Here is a 23,457-nt window from a genome sequence, read left to right on the forward strand (position 1 = left end):
TTTATGTCCAATCCATCGTTTATAGAAAAGAAACTGTTACATTATACCGGTAAGGCAATTGCCGATTTTAATATGATTCAGAAAGGCGATCGTGTCATGGTCTGTCTTTCCGGCGGTAAAGACTCTTTTTCCATGCTGACCTTGCTGCATACTTTGCGCAAACGCTCTAATAATAAATTTGATTTGTTCGCTTTTACTCTCGATCAGGCACAGCCTGGCTGGGATGACAGCAAGCTGCATGCCTGGCTGCAGGAAAGAAATATTCCTTATGAAATATTGACTCGCGATACCTATAGCATTGTGAAAGAAAAAATTCCTGAAGGCAAAACCTACTGCTCATTATGTTCACGGCTAAGACGAGGGATTATTTACCGGTATGCGGAAGAACATGGATTTACCAAAATTGCGCTTGGCCATCATCGTGATGATTTAATCCGCACCTTAATGATGTCTATTCTTTATAACGGCGATATTCGCTCGATGCCGCCGAAACTGCTTAGCGATAACAAAAAACATATTGTGATAAGACCACTCTGTTATGTTCAGGAAAAAGATATTATTCAATTTGCCAATGAGCAGGCTTATCCCATTATTCCCTGTACTTTGTGCGGTTCACAGGAAAATCTTGCCCGCAAGCGTATTGGAAAATTAATTGATCAATTGGCAGAAGAAAATCCGAAGGTTCCAAGTAATATTTTACATGCCTTGCAAAGTATCAAACCAAGTCAGCTGATGGATCAGGATCTGTGGCAATTTAAAGATCTGGAAAAGCAGCTGATAACACCGAATCACCTTGATGGAGAATCTGTGGTTGAGGGGATCGAGTCAGAGTTTGAGGAAGAGGCTGGTTAGAGGCATGTAGGAACGGCACTGCCATTAAGTTAAGGATTCTGTCATTCCCGCGAAGGCGGGAATCTATCTCTCAAGATAGCTCCTTACCTTGCTTAATGGATGGATCCCCTAATTTCACAAACGAAGTGCAACACCGGTTATACTCGGTGTTGCTATGGGAAAAAAATATAAACAACTCTCGTTGGAGGAGAGATGTAGAATATCCATTCTTCAGAGAGAAGGGTATTCACTCCGAAAAATTGCGTCAATTATGGATCGCTCGGCATCAACATTGTCTCGCGAATTAAAAAGGAACAGCACAAAAACAAAAGGGTATGATGTGAGCTATGCCCAGATTCAGACGAAGGCGCGCCGATGGAAAGGCCATAAATTAGAGCGCCAGCCTGAATTACGAGCTGCTGTATTAGACCGCCTTGCTATGGGATGGTCTCCTCAGCAGGTTGCAAATAGGTTGGCGCAGGAACAAGGATGCGCTCAAATATCTTATGAGTCAATTTATCGTTTTATTTATCAGCAAATTAAACGGACAAAAGACTATAAGTGGCGCCATTATCTGCCTAGTGGGCGCTCTACTCGACGAAGCAAGATGAAAAGGAAGCATTCGTCGGTCTCGTTTATTAAGCATAGGGTATCAATTCATAAACGCCCTAAAAGCATAGAGCAACGCAAGCAAATCGGTCATTGGGAAGTTGATTTAATGCAGTTTTCCAAGAAAAAAGGCGCTATTCTGGTAGTACAGGAACGCCTGTCTCGAATTCTTTTTTTATCTAAAATTCCAACAAAGGAAGCGGCGCCCATCGCGGAAAATCTTATTGCACTTTTTACCCAATTACCTAATAACCTGGTTAAAACAGTGACTTTTGATAATGGCACTGAGTTTGCTGAGCATCACCGATTAACTGAACATAACATCAAAACTTATTTTTGCGACCCTTATTCACCCTGGCAAAAAGGAGGCGTAGAGAATGCTATTGGAAGAGTGCGCAGGTTCTTACCACGAAAAACTAATTTGGAAGATATTAATGAAGCGGAACTTTTACAAATTGAAAGCTTATATAATTTGACCCCAAGGAAATGTTTGGGATATAAGACACCGGCAGAATTTTTTTCAAACAAAGTGTTGCACTTCAAACGTGAACGCAGCTCCCCGCCTTCGCGGGGATGACAATTTTCTTAGCTTAATGACAGTGAACCCGAACGGATCGTACACTTTCGCCAGCCTACGGATACAACCCTACGACTCGGTTAAACTTGTCCTGCAACCCAGCTACACCTCTCTCGAAGCATTCAGCATCCAGCGTGCTTTCTCATGAGCTGCGATGCGATCGCTTAACAGATTCGCAGTACCCTCATCTTTATGCTCCTGAGCCAATGCCAGAGCCTGATTCAGGTCTTTTACCAACGTATCATTATCATGTGCCAGTTGAGTAACCATCTCATTAGCAGAAATCCCATATTCGCCTTCCTGAATACGGCGCAGGCTTTCAAATTCTTTAAACGTGGCTGGTGCACGATTACCAGTGGTCACGATACGCTCTGCAATGCTGTCAACAGCTTCGGCAAGCTCAATGTATTGTTGTTCAAACAATCCATGCAACGCTTTAAATTGAGCGCCTCTGACGTGCCAGTGGTAATTTTGAGTTTTAAGATATAAACAGTAGGTATCAGCCATTAATACCGACAGTTTTTTTGCTAATTCACTCATGACTGTCTCCTTATAGTTTTATATAAATAAGATAGTACAAATTCTCGGTAAAACCACAAATTAACATAATTATTTGATAGAATCGAACCCAATTCACCTTACGTATGTCTGAGGCACTATGGAAAATCAACTTTTTACTTTGGAAAACGACTCGCTTGAGGCTATCAACCTGGAGCAGCAAACATCTGCCTTGACTGCCCTGGAATCGGGTCAGGTAGTCTATTTTCCCAATTATTTTTTTGTTTCCAGTAAGAAAACCATGCAGGATTTGCTCACAGACGCTATTCTTGACGGCAAACATAAAAATGTCAGTTATGACTATCGAACAGGAAAATCAGGCGGTTTCAAACAAGATAATAATGGACAATTACCTGCTCTGTTAAAAACATTTATGCACGATTACGCTCTATTTGCCAGAAAGCTTATCGATACCATTTGTCCAGAATACGGCAGCGATTTGATCTGGGGCAGAACCAGTTACCGTCCTGCGGAAATCAAGGGACGGGTCAGTTCAAAACGTAAGGACGATACCCGCGTTCATGTTGATTCATTTCCTGCCACACCGGTTAATGGTAATCGAATTCTCCGGATTTTTTGTAATATTAACCCTGATAACGTTGCCAGAGTATGGGAGCTGGGGGAGCCATTTGCGCAAGTTCTCGAACGCTTCGCGCCCAGAATACCTGCATATAGCCCATTGCGAGCGAAATGCCTGCAAATAATCAAAGCCACTAAGACCCTGCGCTCAGCCTACGATCATTACCAATTGCATATGCATGATATGATGAAACTGGACGATGATTACCAGCAAAGCGTTGCCAAACAACGTATTGATTTCCCGGCCAATAGTACCTGGATAGTGTTCACCGATCAGGTTTCTCATGCTGCCTTAAGTGGACAATACTTACTCGAACAAACCTTTTACTTGCCTGCCGCTGCCATGGTCAACCCTGATTTGTCGCCACTTGCCCATTGGCAAAAAGCGAAAAGCTTTACCTTTTCCAGATAGACTTTATTGCAATGAGTGTTGGGCTTTACAGCCCAACTTACGTGGTTTAAATAAAAAACCCGCCTTTCGGCGGGTTTTTTATTGGGGAGGGAAAATTACATCATTCCCATGCCGCCCATACCGCCCATGCCGCCCATATCGCCAGCACCAGCAGAATCAGCTTTCTTTGGCAGATCAGCAATCATGCAGTCTGTTGTTAACATCAGACCAGCGATTGAAGCTGCGTTTTGTAACGCTGTACGAGTAACTTTGGTTGGATCCAGGATACCCAGTTCAACCATATCGCCGTACTCGCCGGTTGCTGCGTTGAAACCAAAGTTGCCTTTTTCCTGTGTAATCTTGAAAACGATTACAGATGGCTCATAACCTGCGTTAGAAACGATCTGGCGCATTGGCGCTTCGATAGCACGGTGCAGAATTTTGATACCAACGTCTTGATCAGCGTTATCGCCTTTCAGTGTTTCCAGTACTTTCTGAGCACGGATCAGGGCAACACCGCCGCCAGCTACGATGCCTTCTTCAACAGCAGCGCGAGTAGCGTGCAGCGCGTCTTCAACACGTGCTTTTTTCTCTTTCATTTCAACTTCAGTAGCCGCACCCACTTTAATTACTGCGACACCGCCAGCCAATTTGGCAACACGCTCTTGTAATTTCTCGCGATCGTAATCAGAAGAAGTTTCTTCCATTTGCGCACGGATTTGAGCAATACGATCGTTGATTTCAGTTGCTTTACCTTCACCATCAATGATAGTGCTGTTTTCTTTAGTAACCACAACGCGTTTAGCAGTACCCAGATCTTCCAGCGTAGCTGTTTCAAGGCTCTTGCCGATTTCTTCAGAAATAACCTGGCCATTAGTCAGGATAGCAATGTCTTGCAGCATGGCTTTACGGCGATCACCGAAACCAGGCGCTTTTACCGCACATACTTTAACAATGCCGCGCATGTTGTTAACAACCAGTGTAGCTAATGCTTCACCTTCAACATCTTCAGCAATGATCAGTAATGGACGGCCAGATTTTGCAACCGCTTCCAGAACAGATAACATGTCGCGAATACTGGTAATTTTCTTGTCAACCAACAGAATGAACGGGTTCTCAAGCTCAGCGCTCATGCTTTGTTGATTGTTAATGAAGTATGGAGAAATGTAACCACGGTCAAATTGCATACCTTCAACCACAGACAGTTCATTTTCCAGACCGTTACCGTCTTCAACAGTGATAACGCCTTCTTTACCAACTTTTTCCATTGCATCAGCAATAATCTGGCCGATAGCGCTGTCAGAGTTAGCAGAAATAGTACCTACCTGTGCGATTTCTTTTGCAGTTTTGCAAGGCTTGGATTGTGCTTGCAGCTCTTTAGTGATTTCCACAACGGCGCGATCAATACCGCGTTTCAGATCCATTGGGTTCATACCGGCAACAACTGCCTTATGGCCTTCAAGAACAATTGCCTGAGCCAGAACGGTTGCAGTTGTTGTACCATCACCAGCCAGGTCAGAAGTTTTAGAAGCAACTTCTTTAACCATTTGAGCGCCCATGTTCTGGAAGGGGTTTTCCAGTTCAATTTCTTTTGCTACAGAAACACCGTCTTTAGTAACAGTAGGCGAGCCAAAAGAACGCTCTAATACGACGTTACGTCCTTTAGGACCAAGGGTAACCCGTACGGCATTAGCCAGAACATTAACCCCGTCAATCATATCTTTTTGTGCGCCGTAGCCAAAATTTACATCTTTAGCCATGTTTAATTCTCCTAAGATCGTATCAGATTATTTTTCAACAACACCCATGATGTCATCTTCACGCATAACAACCAGCTCCTGGCCGCCGATTTTAACTTCTGTACCAGAATATTTACCAAATAAAACTGTATCGCCTACTTTAACCGCCAGTGCGCGAACATCGCCGTTATCCAGGTGCTTGCCGCCGCCTACAGCAATTACTTCACCCTGCATTGGCTTTTCTGCAGCATTGTCTGGAATTAAAATACCGCCTGCTGTTTTTTTCTCTTCTTCCAGTCGGCGAACTACAACGCGATCGTGTAGAGGACGAATTTTCATACTTCTTTCTCCTGAGTAGAGTTAATCACCATGTGATGCTGTTATGCCTGAACAACATCGATGACTGCAATATGTAGCCTGAAAGTTTTTTTTCAAGAGGGACAATCATATATTTTTTATTTTTTTTAAAACTCTATCCCGTTTTTTATCAATTAACGTAAAAATTGGACGATATATAAGATTATTAGTAACTCCCCACGTCATCCCGAGCGCAGCGAGGGATCTCCCTGCAGTGGCACAATCTCTAACATAATGATCGATATAAATCGTCCCACTCAGGATTTAATGTAGTACGTGCCATTTGTTGGAGATCCCTCGCTGCACTCGGGATGACGGGAGGAGTTACTAAGATTATTGTTTTGCCAATGGCAAGCATTAAATGTACTATTTCCCTTTACCATAGCAATCTACTCGACTCTATGAACGTGTTTATAAAAAAATGGTTGTTTTTATTAACTGGCTGCCTGATCTCAACAGTATTGTTTGCTGCTTCCCCGCTGCCGGCGAATGATGTTTTTCCGCTTACGGTACAAACGTCTGATCCAAACGGATTTACCCTTAACTGGCAGATAAAGCCAGGGTATTTTCTTTATAGCGACCGAATCAACATCAGCGTCAATGAAAACAGCAATCTGCATCTCGGGCAGATCATGTACCCAAAGCCGCAGATAAAAACCGATAAACAGGGCCGTAGCTTTCCTGTCTATCGGAATGATGTCGCGGTGCATGTTCCTGTTTTGGGAATAAGTCCCGGCGAATCATTGATAAAATTGCATTATCAGGGCTGTGCTGATGACGGCTTCTGCTATCCGCCGGAAACCGTCGATATCAAACTTGCCATTAACGGGCAGATGGCGCTTGATTCCGCGCAACTGGATTCAACGGTACAGGTTGCGCCGCAACCGGCAGCAACAAGCAGTCAGGATCAGATTGAATCGCTTTTTTCAGCGCGGCACTGGACACTGGTTTTGCTGACCTTCTTCGGGTTTGGTATATTGCTTTCATTTACCCCCTGCATACTTCCCATGGTACCTGTATTATCCGGCATCATTGTCGGCCATGGCGGCGCCATTACTACCCGTAAAGCATTTCTGTTGTCATTGAGCTATGTACTCAGCATGGCAGCGACTTATGCAGTTATTGGCGCAATTGTTGCAAAGCTGGGCAGTAACCTGCAGATTATTATGCAAGCTCCCTGGGCGATTATCACTTTTAGCCTTATTTTTGTTGTGCTCGCTTTATCCATGTTTGGGTTTTACGATTTAAAGTTACCAGCGACATGGCAAAACCGGCTGGCTGCGCTCAGCCGTAACCAAAGCAGCGGCCATTATCTGGGAGCGGCAGTGATGGGCTGCCTCTCAACCTTGATTTTATCCCCTTGCGTCACAGCGCCTTTAATCGGAGCGCTTGGCTATATCGCTCACAGCGGTAATGTCTTTTTAGGAAGTGCGAGTCTCTTTTTTCTGGGTCTTGGTATGGGTATGCCGTTAATTTTAATCGGCACCTCAGCCGGCAAATGGTTACCGGAAGCCGGCAGCTGGATGAATGCGGTAAAAGCTTTTTTTGGGATATTGCTATTGGCCGTGGCCATTTATCTGCTTGGCCGCATTATCCCCGATACTCTGACTATGGGATTATGGGCAGTATTACTGATATTTTCCGGGATTTATGCCGGCGCCCTTACCCCGGCATTAACCAATGCCGGCAAATTCTGCCAGGGCATAGGTCTGGTGTTACTGGTATACGGGATATTGATTCTAATTGGCGCAAGCATGGGCGGAACAAATCCACTGCAACCGTTGGCAGCCTGGGCTGCTGGCAGGCATGCTCCTGACCTGCTGCCGCTACATAAATCAATTACCAATTTAAATGAACTTGAACAGGCCATTAGCCAGGCGGAGGGTAAACCAGTGATGCTGGATTATTATGCCGATTGGTGTGCATCCTGCGTAGTTATGGAAAATACGACATTTAAGGAAACACAGGTTAGTAAAGCCTTGCAAAATTTTACGGTATTTAAAATTGATGTCACGGCAAATAACAGCGACTCAAAAGCGTTAATGGAGAAATTTAAGGTCATAGCGCCCCCTACTTTTATCTTTCTCGATAATAAGGGTGGAGAGCTTACTCAACTCAGGTTAGTTGGAGAATTATCAGGCAGTGAGTTTATCGAGCGATTGAACGCATATTATAGATAAAATTCATCCATAGAACCTAGACTTTAGCCAGTAAAAAAAATTATAATACAGGCCTTTTATTTTTAAGTTCCATAACCGTGGAGAAATGTATGAATCATCGAGTAGGCTTTGTGAGTTTGGGTTGTCCCAAGGCTTTGGTTGATTCAGAACGAATTATTACCCAGCTGCGTGCCCAGGGGTACGAATTGGTATCAAGCTATCAGGACGCCGGAGTGGTTGTCGTGAATACCTGCGGATTTATCGATGCAGCAGTTACCGAATCTCTGGATACGATTAAAGAGGCTATGGCTGAAAACGGTCGAGTGATTGTCACTGGTTGTCTGGGCGCCAAGGCTGAAGTGATTCGCGATGCCTGCCCTGATGTTTTACATATCAGCGGCGCTCACGCTTATGAAGAGGTGGTTCGGGCCGTTCACCGTCATTTGCCGCCGCCCGCTGATCCGTTTACCCAGCTGGTTCCGCCGCAAGGGATTAAATTAACGCCGCGTCATTACGCCTATCTTAAAATTTCTGAAGGTTGTAATCAAAAATGTACGTTTTGCATCATCCCGACTATGCGCGGCAAATTACAAAGCTATCCGCTGACACAGGTTTTAACCGAAGCAAAACGATTGAAAGAAGCTGGCGTCAACGAGTTATTGGTGATTTCGCAGGACACGAGTGCCTATGGTATAGATACCCGCTATCAACCGGTCGAGTGGCAGGGAAAAACGGTTAATACCCGATTTTACGATTTATGCGAACAATTAGGCGAGTTAGGTATCTGGGTGCGGCTGCATTATGTTTATCCCTACCCGCATGTTGATGAAATTATCCCATTAATGCGCGATGGTTTAATTCTGCCTTATCTGGATATTCCCCTGCAACATGCCAGTTCGCGCGTACTAAAATCGATGAAAAGGCCGGCCAGCAGTGAAAATACGCTGGCGCGTATTGCGCAATGGCGTGAGATCTGCCCGCAGATTACTTTGCGTTCTACATTTATCGTAGGTTTTCCGGGTGAAACGGAAGAGGAATTCTGCGAGTTACTCGAATTCCTGCAAGCGGCCAGACTGGATCGGGTCGGCTGTTTCCAATATTCACCGGTTGAAGGCGCTAAAGCGAATGAGTTGGCCGATCCGGTTCCTGATGAGGTTAAAGAAGAACGTTATCATCGATTTATGCAGCTCCAGGCGGAAATCAGCCGTCAGAAGCTGGAGGAAAAGATTGGCAGTATACAAACTGTTCTGATTGATTCGGTCACTGATGAACAGGTTATTGCCCGCAGCCAGAGTGATGCGCCCGAAATTGACGGTCTGGTGTATATTGATCCTGCGCCGGGTTTGAAAGCGGGAGATTTTGTTACGGTGAGAATCACAGATAGTGATGATTATGATCTGTATGCGGAGCAGGTATAGGTTGGATTTTTAGGCCCTCTCCCCAACCCTCTCCCGATACGGGAGAGGGAGTTAAAAGAGTAGATTGGGCTGTAAAGCCCAACACTCCTTTAAGGCTACAAATACTGTCCTGCTAAGTTGATTACTGCTTTTACCTGTTCGAATTCGGCGATTTTATCCGTTGGCTGGTTCTCTGACAAAAGATACTGATGCAAAATGGCGTGATAGCGTTTATATGCTTTATATAAAACATTATATTCGCTTAACAGAATTTTTTTTGTGGCCAGCAGCTTTTTCAACAGACCGGGGATACTGGTTTCCTGACACAGGGAAGCAGAAGGATGAGCCAGTACACAAAACTGTATGTAAAACTCCAAATCAAGTAATCCGCCCGGGATATTTTTGATTTGATCACTGGCCAGATAACGCAGCATTTTATCCCGCATGGCCTGAACATCTGCCCATAGACTGGCACGCTCCCGGGGCTGGCATATTACTTCATTTTTCAATCGATTAAACGCTGAAGCAATACTGCGGTTGCCAGTAATAATCCGTGCCCTGGTTAATGCCTGATGCTCCCAGGTCCAGGCATTGTTCAGCTGGTAATCAATATAAGCTTCCAGCCGGCTTACTAAAAGACCCGCTTCGCCCGATGGCCGTAAACGGGTATCAACCTGATATAAAATGTCAAAACTTGAGCGGGTAGTCAGCATATGAATAATTTTCTGCGTCAGCCGGATCATAATCCGCTCATCCTCTTGCCGCGCCGTATGGATGAAGACCAGGTCAAGATCAGAATTATAATTCATTTCCCGGCTACCCAACTTGCCATAACCAATAATTGCGAACCGGGATTTTACCCGGACAATCTCCTGGTGTTTCAATGCAAGCTGAGCACAGGCGAGATTTACCACTTCCCCGAGAATAACTTCTGCCAAATCAGCCAGGAAACGGCCCGCAGTAACCGCATTAATTTTTTTCTGCAACTCCGCACGGGCAGTCAGCAACCAATAACTTAATTTAAATTGGCGCAGAATTTCTTGCTGAATTTCCAGCTCAGTGACCGCAGCCAATTGATTTTTTAACTGATTGCGCAGTTGTTTGCGTGATGGCGGATGCCATTTTGTCTGTTGCTCCAGCAACATTTCCAATAAAAACGGATAGTTAACCAAGAGGGATGTTATAAATGGACTGTGCTCAAACCAATACAGAATTTCATTTAATACGCCAGGGTTTTCAGTCAGCAGTGCCAGATAGGCGCTTCGGCCAACAATATTCTCCAATAACCGAATTACCTGTAGCATTACGGACTCAGTATTGTTGACTAATGCCAACTGTGCCAATAATAAAACCATAAAGCGCTCAAGCCTGATACGTGCAGCCTGATGGAGCCGCCGGCAGCGCGAGGAATGTTTAAATTCATGGATAAGGTGATAGCAGCGTTCTGCTTCTTTGTAGCCAAAGCTTGCTAACCAGTTGATTGCCATATTGGTTTCAACATGTCCATTCCACAGGCTGGCAAGTTGATTTGCAAGCAGTCGGTCATTATCTTCATAAACCGGCGCATTAGCCAGCATGGAGCGAAAAATGGTATTAACAATGCGCTGGTATTTATGCAGCCTGGCGAGCAAGTCATCCCAATTCTCAAAGCCGAGAGCCAGTACAATTTGCGCCTGTTTTACAGGATCAGTCGGCAAAGAATGGGTTTGTTGATCATTTAAACTTTGCAGACAATTTTCAAGTCTTCTTAAAAACAGGTAAGCTTTTTTTAACGCATCAGTACGCAATAACAGGTTATTTGCTTTCAAAGCGGCAAGCGCTGCCAAGGCATTTTGCTGACGCAAATGCAGCATTCGCCCGCCGCGTATTAATTGAAAATTCTGGATAATAAATTCAATTTCGCGAATTCCACCGGCGCCACGCTTTATATCATCTAATGCAGGATTAAGTTGTATTTCCCTTTCAATCATTGCTTTCATACTACGCAGGGATTCAATTACGCTGAAATCAACATAACGCCGATAAACAAAAGGCGTTATAAGCCGTGAAAACCAGTCATTGTTGGATCCGCCGAGCAATCGGGCTTTGACCATAGCATAACGCTCCCAATCACGGCCCTGCTCCTGATAATAAGTTTCCATTGCTGCCAGCGAAGAAACAAGCGCCCCGCTTTCTCCATTTGGCCTGAGCCTTAAATCGATCCGAAACACAAAACCTTCTGCTGTCACTGTCTGCATTAGCTGGATAAAGAGCTGGACAACCCGGGTATAGTATTGCTGATTGGAAATTTGCTCCTGACCATCCGTATTGCCTGATGCTGAATACGCAATAATCAGATCGATATCAGACGAATAATTCAGCTCCCGCCCTCCTAGCTTCCCCATCGCCAGAACATAGATTTGAGCACAATCTCCATTGGATTCCCGAGGCTTACCGTAACGGGCCGATAGTTCCTCCTGACAATATTCCAGTATGGCCAGAATAGCGGCATCGGCAAAATCAGACCAGCTAGCCATGGTTTCTTCAACCGTAGCCAAACCGCCGGCTTCACGCAGCATCAGACGCAGAAAATGATAATGACGGAAATGGCGGATCGCCGCGGACATCTGAGGCTGGCTCAGCTTGGGAATTTCGGCTATCCGTTTTTGATAATCGCTAAAAGCGAGCGGCTGCTGATAATCGTTGTCAGCCAACATTTTTTGAATAACAGGTATATGAGAGCCAGCATAGCTACTGGATAAAATCAGCTTGTATGCCGCCTGCGTCAGAGCATGCTCAGGTTTTGCAATGTACTTTTCAAACAATGCTTTACGCGGCAATAAACATTCGGGAATAGAAAGATCCATAGAATTTTGTGTGAGCTTATTTGGTATTAGTTTAGCAATGACTAGTTGTTTTTACTATCCTGTGTTTTTATAGTTGTCACAATTTTTTTGACGTTTTTGCCAACAAAAAACAGATGTTGGGTCAAACGACCCAAACTACGCCTCTTCACGTAGGTTGGGTCGTTTGACCAACAATTTTTAAATAAACACAAAATATCAGATGTTATTTAAATGTAATTATTTGACAACTTTGTCACAATTAGGTAGATTGATAACTGTCACACGATGATTAAAAAAATCACCGGGCAATGAAGCAGAAAAATAACACTCAGGGAAACAATTATGATTAACAATTTTAACAGTATTTTTGCAGGTACAGTATTAATCATGTTAGTTGGTTGCCAGGTTATTTCTGGCGACAGAACCATCGGTGAATACAGTTCTGATAGTGCAATCACCAGTTCTGTCAAAACGGCATTGGTTGATAGCAGAAAAGTTGCGATATCGCGTATACATGTTGCAACAAACAGAGGTGTAGTATTGCTGAGCGGATTTGTTAAATCGCCTGCCGAAAAATATCAGGCAGGCCGTATAGCCGCACAGGTCAATGGCGTAAAAACCGTACAGAACAAACTGGTCGTTCACCCCAATTAGGAAGCGGGTGTTTCTGCCTTAAGGAGGAAAATGGCCACTATCAATGAACTGATTTTTAATGAGCAGAAGCTCTCTAACTATAAGGATAATACAAATGATTAAAAAAATGAGTACAGCATTGTTTTGTTCCAGTGTTCTCCTGGCCACAGCGACTTTTGCGACAAGTTACCACCTGACCAAAGGTGTTTCTACTGACTATGAGTTGCCGCCAGGACAATTACAAACTATTAAGAATCACTTCCCGTGGAAAGTTACTGCAACCTGTGAAGTGCGTGCTGAAGAAAATGAAAAAGACGAAATTATTTTTCAGACGCTGAAAAATCGAATCATTTTAAATGGTGAGATTATTGATGAAGGAAAATCATCTGCATTGGCTCTAAGCAGAGGGGATAAATTCACGTTGGAATTTGACTCGCTGTCAGAAGCTGGATTAACTAATCATGGCGCGCATTTGGTTAATATTAAATGCTCTGTCTAAAACGATTGGATTAATCAAAAACTGTCGCTTAAACGGCACTCCAGATTACGATAAAAGTAATCTGATAATGGGATAGTGTAATTTTGTTCATGAGCATTAGCTCCATTAAATGAAGGGTTTAATTATGTATAAAAAAATCAATATTTTTCTCTTATGTTCAAGTGCTCTTTTAGCTGCTAATTCATTTGCTGCTACTGAAGAAGTAGTTAATGAATCATCCAGTGACTTTATTCCCTGGTATCTTGAATTACCATCCAATGAAGTCAAAACTATAAAAAATCATCTTATCTGGAAACGTCACCGTGAATGTGAAGTTCGCATGACTCAGAACGAAGTTGTTGATTTATACATTCAGGCACTGAAAAAGCGGTCTGTTATCAATGGTATTGTCCTGGATGAAGGCGCAGCTACAACTTTTATTGTTAAACCGGGTTCGATTCTTGACATTGAATTTTATTCACGCGCCCATGTTGGATTTACAAATCTTGGCAAAAGCCTGATCAGTCTAAAATGTAAATAAGCCTTAGCGATTAGCGATTAAAAAAACCTGATTCAGACCTTCCAGTCTGGTCAGGTTTTTTACTTTCTTGCAATAACCTATAAAACAGTTTTTAATACTATTTATACTTCCTCCCAAATAAATACCATGACTAATAAAAAACGTTTGACTATAGGCTGTGTCATTGGCACTCGGCCGGAACTTATCAAAATGGCTGCCATTATTCACCAACTCAAAGCCAGTGATTGGGCGGAAGTACTAATCATTAACACCGCGCAGCATCGTCATTTGCTGGACGATATGCTGGATCTGTTTGAACTGCATCCGGACATTGACCTTGATTGCATGACCGAAAATCAATCACTGGGGCAATTAACCGGAATATTATGTCATAAACTTGATCAATTATTTAACCAGCATTCTATCGATGCCCTGTTAGCGGTTGGCGATACTACCACAGTCATGGTTTGCTCATTGATTGCTTTTTATCATCGGATTCCATTTGGCCATATTGAAAGCGGGCTTAGAACATACAATCGCCATGAGCCTTTTCCTGAGGAAATCAACCGGGTTTTAACTGCACCGCTGGCAACCTGGCATTTTGCGCCCACACTTGCTGAACAGGAAAACTTACGCCGGGAAAATATCCCCGCCGATAATATTCTGGTAACAGGTAATCCGGTGATTGACGCATTATACTGGATTTTAAAACACAAACCCGCACACGATATTTTAAGCGAATGCTCAGAAATTATTGTTGTCACCGCCCATCGCCGGGAAAATATTGGGCGGAACCTGCAGAATATCAGTCAAGCCATACTCACTTTATCAGAAAAATTTCCCGCTATTCATTTTGTATTACCAGTACACCCTAATCCCAATGTGCAAAAAACCATTTTATCTGTGCTTGGCAACCATGCTCATATTCATTTGCTCGCCCCGTTAAAATACGATCAATTTGCGCATTTAATGAATCGTGCAACACTAATTATGACGGATTCAGGCGGCATACAGGAAGAAGCGCCCGCCCTCGGGAAACCCGTTGTAGTACTCAGAAATACCACTGAACGGCCAGCCGTAATTAGTGCAGGGGTCGGCATTCTGGCTGGTACTGATCCCGCTCGCATTGTCGATATTGTAAGCCAGTTACTTACCGATAAAAAGCTATATGCCAGTATGTCGCAAGGACTCTCACCCTATGGGGATGGTCATGCTGCACAACGAATAACAGCGTATCTTAAACAATCCCTGTATTGTTAACTGGTGCTGTCTATCAACACAAAATTTATTTTATAAGGCATTAGCCGGTTGATTAATTTCTCGATAAAGGCTTCATTGGTGGGATCGTCGAGAGCAATAGTCATTGTCTGTTTTTTGGGATTATAATCAATTACAATGACATCATGCCCTTTTAGCCAGTTCCAAACCTTTTGCGGAATAAGTTCCTGATCCAAAGGTTTGATTTGACTTTTAGGCTTTAAAGGCAACCGATATTGCTCTGATAACAGTTCCAACAATTCTCTGCGTGATAAAAATCCTAACTGCTCAAATACTTCGCCTAAGCGCTGCCCTGTCTGTTGTTGTAAAATAACAGCCTTTTCCAGATTTTCGGGGCTGATTTTACGCTTCCTGAGCAGCATATCACCCAGTTTAATGCGATAAGGGGTCAAAATATGGCTACCCGGAAAATGGTGATCTGTTTTATCCCATACCGGTTGTTTGGATGGCGAAGTAGTTTTCGGAGCTCGGTAATACATAGAAAAAGCACGCAGGGCCGCATGCAAATTAATCAGGTTGCCGTAAAACGCACGCGGGAATGCCAGCAACGCAGGAAGCCACCGTTTATATACCCTTCTCACAGCGATCACACGTTGCAGTAAGCGCTCAAACATAACAACCGTCACAAACACAACCAGCCACCATACCCAGGAATGCATATTTAATTGTTCCTGCAGGGAAGGATAAGCAGGGTTAAAATAAGTAAACCAGGAATATAGCAGCCAATATAACAGGACAAAATAACCCAGCCCGTTAATAATATGAGTAAAAAATGATTTTCTATCATGAGCCAGGGTATAGCGGATTATCCATGAGCTTGGCCATTTGGTATGATCCCACTCCTGAAATACGATACCAATAATCCACCGCGATTTCTGGCGCACTGCTTTCGTATATTCCATAGGAAATAATGCACGAGTAGCAATGTATTCTTCCACTGGACGCTGGACATATCCCTTTCTGAACCAGCCTTTTGGTTCCCATTTCATTTTTAGAATGCGCCGGGTAACAAAAATCTGTCTCAATCCCTGTACTCTTATGGCCAGCGACGTCCGGTAATCTTCAGTAAGCGAACTGGTTGAAAAAGGCAACCCGGTTGCGGGATCGGCCAGCGCCTGAAGAACCTGACGGGTAAATGCGGTTCCGACACCGGCAGAAGGAACATGTCCTCGGATAGATTCACGAACGATAATGTCTTTAGTATGATTTTCCGCAAACTCATCAGCATATAGCCAATGGGTGAAATTCCAGATATTCACCGCAAGAGGAAATATCGGAATCTGTATCATCTGATTTTGCGGCATCAAATGATTATAGAGTTTGAATGACATTGGATGAATAATATCTTCGGAATCATGAAACACAAAAATATCAAATTGCTTGCCAATCTTTTTTTCAAATTCCAACGCATACTGAAACATGCCATTTAAGTTTGCCGCTTTATTGGTAGGGCCATTATCCTTGCCAACCACACACTGAACCTGGGGAATTTCCGCTGCAACGCCCTGAACCTCACTCACCGTCTCCGGATCGTTAGGATAAACACCAACAAAAAAATAATAATTTTTATAATCAATGGCATAACAATTGTGGCGTAACATCGTGCCAATCACCCCGGCCTCATGCCAGCAAGGGGTTAATACTGCAATTAACTGCTCCGGCTTGCCGGCCAGACTTTCATACGTCAAGGGAGCAAAATTCCGCATTTTAAACAAACGAAAAATATAGCGATACCAGTAGTAAAGATCAAAAAATAAATCATCTATACCCGACAGGACAAACAAGATTGCAAGCCCGACCAGTAAATACCACATTACAAAATAGCATATGAGAGCAAATTCACCTGGCATCACATTTTCACATAAAATAACATTTGCAAAATACCATTGTTATAGTACTTGCTATATGGATTAACTGAGCCACCTGCAGGCAGATAGACTCCCCTGATATATTCATAACGAAATTCGAGAAAAAACCGATTCGATGGAATGAAACCGATACCGGGTCCAATCTCTGCAATATTATTAAAAAAATCGCGGTTAGTATCTTGCAGCACTCGCCCGCTCATATATAAATTCAGCATACTGCTATGGTACTGCAATAAGCGTATCCCCTGATGGGTTTTTAATGTTCCGATAACATTATTATCATAACGGGAAAAATAAGTCGCATCGCCATATAAAAAGCCATAATATTTCGCGCTTAGCGTTGGCCGTCCAAAATATGCAGGCCGTGCACCCAAATCCTGGTAATACATTAATCCGCCGCGTAAATCGCCACGCCAGCGATTGCGGTTGCGATAGACCAAATCGTAGGCGGCTCCGGTTTCAACAAACGCAACCATAGGAATTGCCTTCACCGGCGTTATCTGGACGCCTGCCCCCATAATCCGGACATTATCTTCATAAATTTGTGGTAATTGCCCAAGAACATCTGTTTTATTATCATCGGTTTGCCTGAATAATAAATACGTTTTGGTCTGTAAAGTATCCTCATGTTCAATACCCAGACGGGCAATTAATGGCCGTACGGTCAACCCAAAGCGCGTTTGTGAAAAGGGCGTGAAAAACAGTTCGCTGAAATAAGGTTTAGGAAAGACTTTTGTTTGCATGCCGGCAAGGTTAGTCATCGCATTTTCCGCTTTCAGCGCCAATTCAGTATCAGTACTTTTACCAGCTAATTTGAAATACTGATAGGCCATATAATTATTCTCAACCTGATTGTATAAATAACCCAGTTGCATGGCGATGTCAGGCTCATAACTTAATGCATAAGCCTGCGAGAAATAGTTGATTGCATCGTTGGGAAGTTTTAATTCAATAGCGAGGTACCCCCCTTCTTTCAAAGCGGTTAAATTGGCCGGGTATTGAACAATAATTTGCTTTAGCAATTGATAAGCAGCTCTCTTATCATATTTTTTCAGCTCATAATACTGATCGAACATAACCATTTCTTTAGACTTTGGCTGTAGAGGCGCGGGTTGTTCAAAGGCAACCGATCGCTTGGCATAGTCGTAACCATTCATAGCCGATCGTCTAATCTTTGCGTCAGTAGATTGGGAAGCCAGTAAAAAAAACTCTGCCGCTTTGGCATACTCTTTCTGATTCATATAAAGATAACCAAGCTGAAGCGCCAAATGGTCAGCCGGCATTTCCTTATAAGCCCTCAAAAAAGCATTAATTGCGTCTGTCGCTTCGCCCTGCTGTAAGGCGAAATATCCCGCTTCTTCAAATACGGCGGCATTATGGGCTAATTTCTCCTCTAACTGCAGCAATATTTTTTGTGCCTGTTCCGGGTCGGTTTGCTTCAGCCTGAAATAATCATTCCAGAGATTGTTAATCACAACCTGCTCGGGAGGAATTACTGCCGTGATTGCGGCCTGGTTGCGGTAATCTGGAAGTGCGGAAGCCATTTGATCATGGAAAAAACGAATCTCTTCAGGTGTAAGAGCAGGCAGTAAAGAACGGGTTTTATCCCAATTGCCTTTTTGATAATATAATTTTGCCAATTGAGCGCTATATGTTTTGTCTTCTGGAAATTGATGGTGCAGCTTTTCAAGAAGCGTTATTGCCCTGACTTCATCACGGACGCTCAGATATTCCTGCGCCAGTGCACGTAAAGCCTCTGGATGCTCAGGGTATTGCTGCAAGAGAATTTCAAGTGCATTCACCGCCGCTTGAGGGTGTGTTTTTTTCAACAGATAATAGCGATCCATCAGCACGACCGGATCACGTTTTAAAGATCGCGCCTGATGGTACGCAAGCGATACTAATCCTGAAAGACCAAATAGGGTAAAGATAGTAATCAGGATTTTCTTTTTAGTGAAAAACATATCCCTTGCCATTGAATTTATTACTTCTACTATACAATAACCTTCAATAGCACAGTCAAGTGTTTTAAGAACAACGTTTTGATATTTCGAAAAATTTTGCGCTAGCTCAATAGAACCACTTTATTTCGGCCCGTGTTTTTTGCCTGATATAGCGCCTCATCGGCCTTTTCAATTAATCGGTTTTTATCAAAAGCAGGGTCAAATTCAGCAATACCTATAGAGACAGTGAAAGACATATGGCTCTTATCAATTTTAATTTTAAGATTTTCGACAAGCTGGCGTAATTTTTCCGCTTTAGCCTGTATTTTTTCCAACGAAACACCTTTCATAATAAAGATAAACTCTTCACCGCCCCAGCGGGCAACCAAATCGCTCTCTCTCAGTTCTGTACGTAATAATTCAGCCAGCTTACAAAGCGCCTTATCACCAGACAAATGACCATAGGTATCATTAATCATTTTAAAATGATCAATATCGAGGAGAATAACCGCAAAAGATCTGGAATAACGCGTGGCTAACATAATTTCTTTTTGGATACATTCTTCAAAATATCGTCGGTTATAAAGACCAGTCAATGGATCGCGAATAGATTGCACCCTTAAATATTCTTTTAAACGAATACTATATAAATTTAACGCAATTTGTTCGCAAACTATTTGTACAAAAGAAATTTCATTTTGCAGGTGTAAACTGTTTTCTCCCAGTTCGATATATACTACGCCCATCATTTCATTTTTCACCAGCAAAGGCGCACAGATATAGCTAGCCGGGATAGTCTGGCATTGGGAAACATGCTTGCACAACATATCTTCTGCAGTATTGTCTGCATGATAAAGTTGATGCCGCAATGACGATAAGCAATTATCAATCTCGAATGAATCCACGGTGCTAATTGGCTCGCCCCATGTCACAGTTGCTTTAGCGCAGCCAGGATCATCAGAAGCGATAAAATATAATTTACCGGAACTGTTGCCAAATAATTTTTTGCTATAACTGCTAATGATTTCATTCGCCTGTTCCATGGAATCATTTGCCTGCAGCATACTTGAAAATTCTTTTAATAGACTGAGCGATTTGTTTTGTACTTCCAGATTATTGACCAGAGACTCCAGCTCCTGACGGTAAAGCATCAATTTATGCTCATTTTCAATACGCTCATTAATATTGGTCGCGATATGGCTTGCTCCAATAAGTTTTCCTTCGGTATCAAAAATAGGATTGTAGTGAATTTCATAATGCAGAGAAGAATTCAGTTTTTCACCAAAGGCCTCAATAACAGTATACGCCTTCCCTTCGAGAGCCTTCCTCCATAAATATTCTGTTTTTTTTCGGTTAGCGGCAGACATGCGTGCAGCGAGCACACTAAAATTCATCCCTGGTTTTAAATCAATTCGAAACAGGCGATAAACTTCATTGTGGTACATGGTATTAAAAACAATAAAATTATAATCCAGATCGATTGCAGCGATATAATCCGAAGAGCCCTCGATAATACCCTGTAAGCGCTCATTAGCGTTACCAGCTACTATTTGCAGTTTTCGGATAGACAGTAATGATTCCGTTAAAATCCCTGCCAGTATCGCGACCAGCACACCCAGAATAAAGGTGGAAGCTGGAAGAACCGGGGAAATAACGACATGATAGAATTCATACGTTGGCTCGAGAATGATATACCAGTTCTGCCCATATAAATTGATAATGGCGGTTTTAGTCCAACGCTGGAAGGCGCTGTCGGTAACATCATTAAAATGCTTTGTGTTACTGTATAAATGCCCGGATGTATCTTTTATTGCAAGATTCACCCCTGCTATACCGATATTTTTTATAAAAGAAGCGAATAATTGCTGGCTATTCATTATCCCAATCATGAACCCTTGAAATTGATTATTTCTATACAAAGGGCTAAACAGAAAAATCCCCTTACCTCCTTGCATTAAATCAACCTGATCACTTAAATGAGCCTCCTGTTTTTTCATGCTCTGCTCGATAACATTGCGCTGGGTGGCATCCAGGTAAAGGTTATACCCGACTAAATATTCATTATTTTCCTTGGGCATAACCCATCGAACAATATAGTGGCTATCCACCCATCCAATCGCTACATAACCAGGCTGATCTTTAATATAACGTAATACATCGGACTCCCATACCTGCCTGGGAGTGCCGCCTTCCTGGCTAAGCCAGCGATTTGATATTCTTGAAAAAGCAGCAACCCGTTCAACCATATAGGTTCTAAGGAGTGTTCTGACATTAGTAATCTTTTCATAAAGCAGGCTATTTAAATAAAGCTCCTGATTTTTCTTGATCTGCTGCCAGCTTAAAAAAGTCAGATTGAGCAATACAAAAGTAATAATTAGTGGAATTAGCGAGAGATAACTAAGTCCTCGGTCGGTATATAAGTAAAAAATTAGCCCGGTACTTAAAAGAATTAATCCGACTGCAGTGTGTACCGCCATCTGAACCCACTGGCCGATACCATAATTGGTCGCATAATTAGTGAAATAGCCGAGAATGGCTAATATGCCGATACTGATAATTAGCAAATTCATTCCGACCTGCAGTTTTAACCGCCTCCTGGGATCATTCCAAAGCAATAATAATATTGAAATGGCAAAAAGGGTAAAACTTAATGCAGTATTGGGAGCCATACGCCCGGGGAATTGATTGGATAATGAGATATACGATTTCATGAATATCTCATCAATTCCTTTATTAAATTGAAAAATGTATTCGCTTAAGGTAAACCCGGCAATAAAAAGTAGTAACAGGCCAAATAAACAGCTTAAGCTTTTTTGATGCAGAGTAAGAAAGGCTAATGCTAAACCGGCGAAAATATGACACAACGCAGTATTAAATTGCATTGGGGAAAAATTATCATGAAGTCTAATCAGTTTGTGCGCCTCAATGCACCAGCCAACTATTACTACAGTGCCTAGTATGGCAACTAAAAACCCGATAATAGCTGGTATAATTGAGAGTCCTTTCACAATCCCTCTGAATTTATTCAAATTGTTAACTATTGTAAGTGTAGTCACTGTGCTTTAATTCGTTCAAGTTTGACTAAATGCTAAATTAGAAAATATGTCATCCCCGCGAAGGCTGGGATCTATCCATCAAACAGGTAAGGAGCCAACTTGAGAAATGGATTCCCGCCTTCGCGGGAATGACAGTATCATTAACAGCATCCTACGCTTATGATTCAGGCTGTAAAGCCCAATACTCTATTTTAGACAATAAAAAAGCCACATAAGGTGGCTTTTTTAAGGTTTTTCTTAACCTATTATTTAGTTGGAACCGGTTTTACGATACCGTCCATGTACCAGGTAGCTTGCACGCCAACCAGATCAGCAGAACCTTTTGCACTGCCGTTCAAAGTAACCGTGTTAGCAGCAGTTCCTTCAACTTTTCTGAGCGGTACACTGCTGTCAACTGAGAACAGGTGAGTGTATCCCAGATCAAGACCGATATCTTCTCTATACTGGTAATGTGCACCAGCAGACAGCGCCCAACGATCGCTGTCAGCAATACGGATATCGCGATCAACATCGTTAGTTGGAGATTGGTCGTAACCGCCGCCTACACGCAGCATCCATTGCTCATCAACTTTATAGTTAGCGCCTACAGCAAAACGCCAGGCGTTATCATAATTTTGTACTGCGCGTGAATTAGCTAAAACACGGCCTACAGTAGGAGCAAATGCAGCAGCATTGTTCAACTGGATGTAGCTCAGCGAATGCCAGCCAGTGTAAACAACAGAACCTAATAACGCCCATTGATCATTCAGATCATGGTATCCGCTCAACGTTGCAATTTCAGGGAATTCAATATCATTACTATATAATGTATTGGTTCTGAAAGATGAAGTAGGACTTGTTAATGGATACTGGGTGTAAGTGATAACGTTGGCAGTAGCCAGCGATCCGCTTAAACGGCTGTAGCCATGGAATTTGTGTTTCATTTTTGACTGATAATTGAAACCAACACGGGTGTGGTTATCATTAAACATTGTCATCAGACCGGCATGGAAACCTACGCCAAAAGAATCGCCTTTATTGTATGAATAGGAATCAAGGCTGGCAGGATTTTGGCCAAGCAATCTCATTACATCAGGAGCGCCGATTACTTTATTGAATTTAACTCGTGCATACTGCAGATCAAGACCCGCACCAATTGCAAAGTTATCAGTAATTTTCGCACCCAGCTCAGGAGCAAGATCAGTAGTAATCAATTCACTGTATGTCGCACTATAACGGACAGCAGAAGTACGGCTCCAGTCAGTAGACAAACCAAATGGCGACACTACGCTTAAACCGGCAGTGATGTTTTCACTCAGAGGCTTGGCATAATGGAACGAAGGAACAAACGCGTCCTTGGCGCCCTGTAAATTTGAGTATGACTGTGTATATGGGACTGGAATACCAGTTGTAGAATAAGTAGTCGTTCCAGACAGTTTGGATGAAGGGAAAACGCCCACTCCGCCAAATACAGCCTGTTGCGTGTTCAATAACGCAAGACCTGCAGGATTGTACCAGCCTGTCGATGCATCGGAGGCTTCGGCCGCAACACCCGCAGCGTAATTTCCAATTGCTCGACCAGAACCTTCAGTATATAACGAAAAACTTCCAGCGTGTGCGCCAGTTGCGATTGCAGCTATAACTGCAGCGCTTATTGTTTTTATTATAGGGCGTTGCATG

17 protein-coding genes are annotated in these 23,457 nt (G+C 42.9%); 9 read left to right on the forward strand and 8 right to left on the reverse strand.

The window, feature by feature from the left end; translation table 11 throughout:
• Window positions 1-3: 3 nt before the first annotated feature.
• Both ttcA and ACFORL_RS12615 read left to right on the forward strand, forming a co-directional pair.
• On the forward strand, window positions 4-852 hold the full coding sequence (ttcA, locus tag ACFORL_RS12610) for a tRNA 2-thiocytidine(32) synthetase TtcA (protein ID WP_382344579.1): 849 nt from the start codon (window positions 4-6) through the stop codon (window positions 850-852).
• Window positions 853-1,006: 154 nt separating this feature from the next.
• The gene (locus ACFORL_RS12615; RefSeq protein ID WP_382344580.1) at window positions 1,007-2,017 is read left to right on the forward strand and encodes an IS30 family transposase; all 1,011 of its coding nucleotides are present in this window, start codon (window positions 1,007-1,009) and stop codon (window positions 2,015-2,017) included.
• Between the two features lie 102 nt (window positions 2,018-2,119).
• On the opposite strand, the gene ACFORL_RS12620 is transcribed toward ACFORL_RS12615, so the two are convergent.
• Complete coding sequence (locus ACFORL_RS12620; protein ID WP_382344581.1) at window positions 2,120-2,557, reverse strand: Dps family protein; 438 nt, start codon at window positions 2,555-2,557, stop codon at window positions 2,120-2,122.
• A 118-nt stretch (window positions 2,558-2,675) separates the two neighbouring features.
• On the opposite strand from ACFORL_RS12620, the gene ACFORL_RS12625 reads away from it, so the two are divergent.
• Complete coding sequence (locus ACFORL_RS12625) at window positions 2,676-3,566, forward strand: Kdo hydroxylase family protein (RefSeq protein WP_382344582.1); 891 nt, start codon at window positions 2,676-2,678, stop codon at window positions 3,564-3,566.
• Between the two features lie 95 nt (window positions 3,567-3,661).
• Here the strand turns inward: ACFORL_RS12625 and groL are convergent, their stop codons facing one another.
• Together groL and groES are read right to left on the reverse strand one after the other, a co-directional pair.
• Window positions 3,662-5,305 (reverse strand): chaperonin GroEL, encoded by a 1,644-nt coding sequence (gene groL, locus ACFORL_RS12630; RefSeq protein WP_382344583.1) that lies wholly within the window; start codon window positions 5,303-5,305, stop codon window positions 3,662-3,664.
• 27 nt (window positions 5,306-5,332) lie between these two features.
• Window positions 5,333-5,623: a co-chaperone GroES gene (groES, locus tag ACFORL_RS12635; RefSeq protein ID WP_382344584.1), complete on the reverse strand. Its 291-nt coding sequence runs from the start codon at window positions 5,621-5,623 to the stop codon at window positions 5,333-5,335.
• Window positions 5,624-6,054: 431 nt separating this feature from the next.
• Here groES and dsbD point away from each other — a divergent pair, with 431 nt between their 5' ends.
• Window positions 6,055-7,821 carry a protein-disulfide reductase DsbD gene (gene dsbD / locus ACFORL_RS12640; RefSeq protein ID WP_382344610.1) on the forward strand — a complete coding sequence of 589 codons (1,767 nt, stop codon included), beginning with the start codon at window positions 6,055-6,057 and terminating at the stop codon, window positions 7,819-7,821.
• 89 nt (window positions 7,822-7,910) lie between these two features.
• The gene (gene rimO / locus ACFORL_RS12645) at window positions 7,911-9,218 is read left to right on the forward strand and encodes a 30S ribosomal protein S12 methylthiotransferase RimO (protein WP_382344585.1); all 1,308 of its coding nucleotides are present in this window, start codon (window positions 7,911-7,913) and stop codon (window positions 9,216-9,218) included.
• Between the two features lie 95 nt (window positions 9,219-9,313).
• Here the strand turns inward: rimO and glnE are convergent, their stop codons facing one another.
• Window positions 9,314-12,043, reverse strand: coding sequence for a bifunctional [glutamate--ammonia ligase]-adenylyl-L-tyrosine phosphorylase/[glutamate--ammonia-ligase] adenylyltransferase (gene glnE, locus ACFORL_RS12650; protein WP_382344586.1), 2,730 nt, complete (start codon window positions 12,041-12,043; stop codon window positions 9,314-9,316).
• A gap of 321 nt (window positions 12,044-12,364) precedes the next feature.
• Between glnE and ACFORL_RS12655 the strand changes: the two genes are divergently transcribed.
• The 4 genes from ACFORL_RS12655 (at window position 12,365) to wecB (ending at window position 14,913) form a co-directional block, all read left to right on the forward strand.
• Window positions 12,365-12,676, forward strand: a complete 312-nt coding sequence (locus ACFORL_RS12655) for a BON domain-containing protein (RefSeq protein WP_382344587.1) — start codon at window positions 12,365-12,367, stop codon at window positions 12,674-12,676.
• Between the two features lie 94 nt (window positions 12,677-12,770).
• Window positions 12,771-13,154 (forward strand): hypothetical protein, encoded by a 384-nt coding sequence (locus tag ACFORL_RS12660; protein WP_382344588.1) that lies wholly within the window; start codon window positions 12,771-12,773, stop codon window positions 13,152-13,154.
• A 124-nt stretch (window positions 13,155-13,278) separates the two neighbouring features.
• Window positions 13,279-13,674, forward strand: coding sequence for a hypothetical protein (locus tag ACFORL_RS12665; RefSeq protein ID WP_382344589.1), 396 nt, complete (start codon window positions 13,279-13,281; stop codon window positions 13,672-13,674).
• A gap of 126 nt (window positions 13,675-13,800) precedes the next feature.
• Window positions 13,801-14,913: a non-hydrolyzing UDP-N-acetylglucosamine 2-epimerase gene (gene wecB / locus ACFORL_RS12670; RefSeq protein ID WP_382344590.1), complete on the forward strand. Its 1,113-nt coding sequence runs from the start codon at window positions 13,801-13,803 to the stop codon at window positions 14,911-14,913.
• On the opposite strand, the gene ACFORL_RS12675 is transcribed toward wecB, so the two are convergent.
• From ACFORL_RS12675 to ACFORL_RS12690, 4 genes are all read right to left on the reverse strand, one after another.
• Window positions 14,910-16,745: a glycosyl transferase family protein gene (locus ACFORL_RS12675; RefSeq protein ID WP_382344591.1), complete on the reverse strand. Its 1,836-nt coding sequence runs from the start codon at window positions 16,743-16,745 to the stop codon at window positions 14,910-14,912. The two genes, wecB and ACFORL_RS12675, sit on opposite strands and share 4 nt — an antisense overlap.
• Before the next feature lie 35 nt (window positions 16,746-16,780).
• Window positions 16,781-18,775, reverse strand: a complete 1,995-nt coding sequence (locus ACFORL_RS12680; protein WP_382344592.1) for a tetratricopeptide repeat protein — start codon at window positions 18,773-18,775, stop codon at window positions 16,781-16,783.
• A gap of 89 nt (window positions 18,776-18,864) precedes the next feature.
• The gene (locus tag ACFORL_RS12685; RefSeq protein WP_382344594.1) at window positions 18,865-21,750 is read right to left on the reverse strand and encodes a diguanylate cyclase; all 2,886 of its coding nucleotides are present in this window, start codon (window positions 21,748-21,750) and stop codon (window positions 18,865-18,867) included.
• A 293-nt stretch (window positions 21,751-22,043) separates the two neighbouring features.
• Window positions 22,044-23,456 carry an OmpP1/FadL family transporter gene (locus tag ACFORL_RS12690; RefSeq protein WP_382344612.1) on the reverse strand — a complete coding sequence of 471 codons (1,413 nt, stop codon included), beginning with the start codon at window positions 23,454-23,456 and terminating at the stop codon, window positions 22,044-22,046.
• Between the last annotated feature and the right edge of the window lies 1 nt (window position 23,457).

This window comes from Legionella dresdenensis, assembly GCF_042649825.1.
Lineage (GTDB): Bacteria > Pseudomonadota > Gammaproteobacteria > Legionellales > Legionellaceae > Legionella_C > Legionella_C dresdenensis.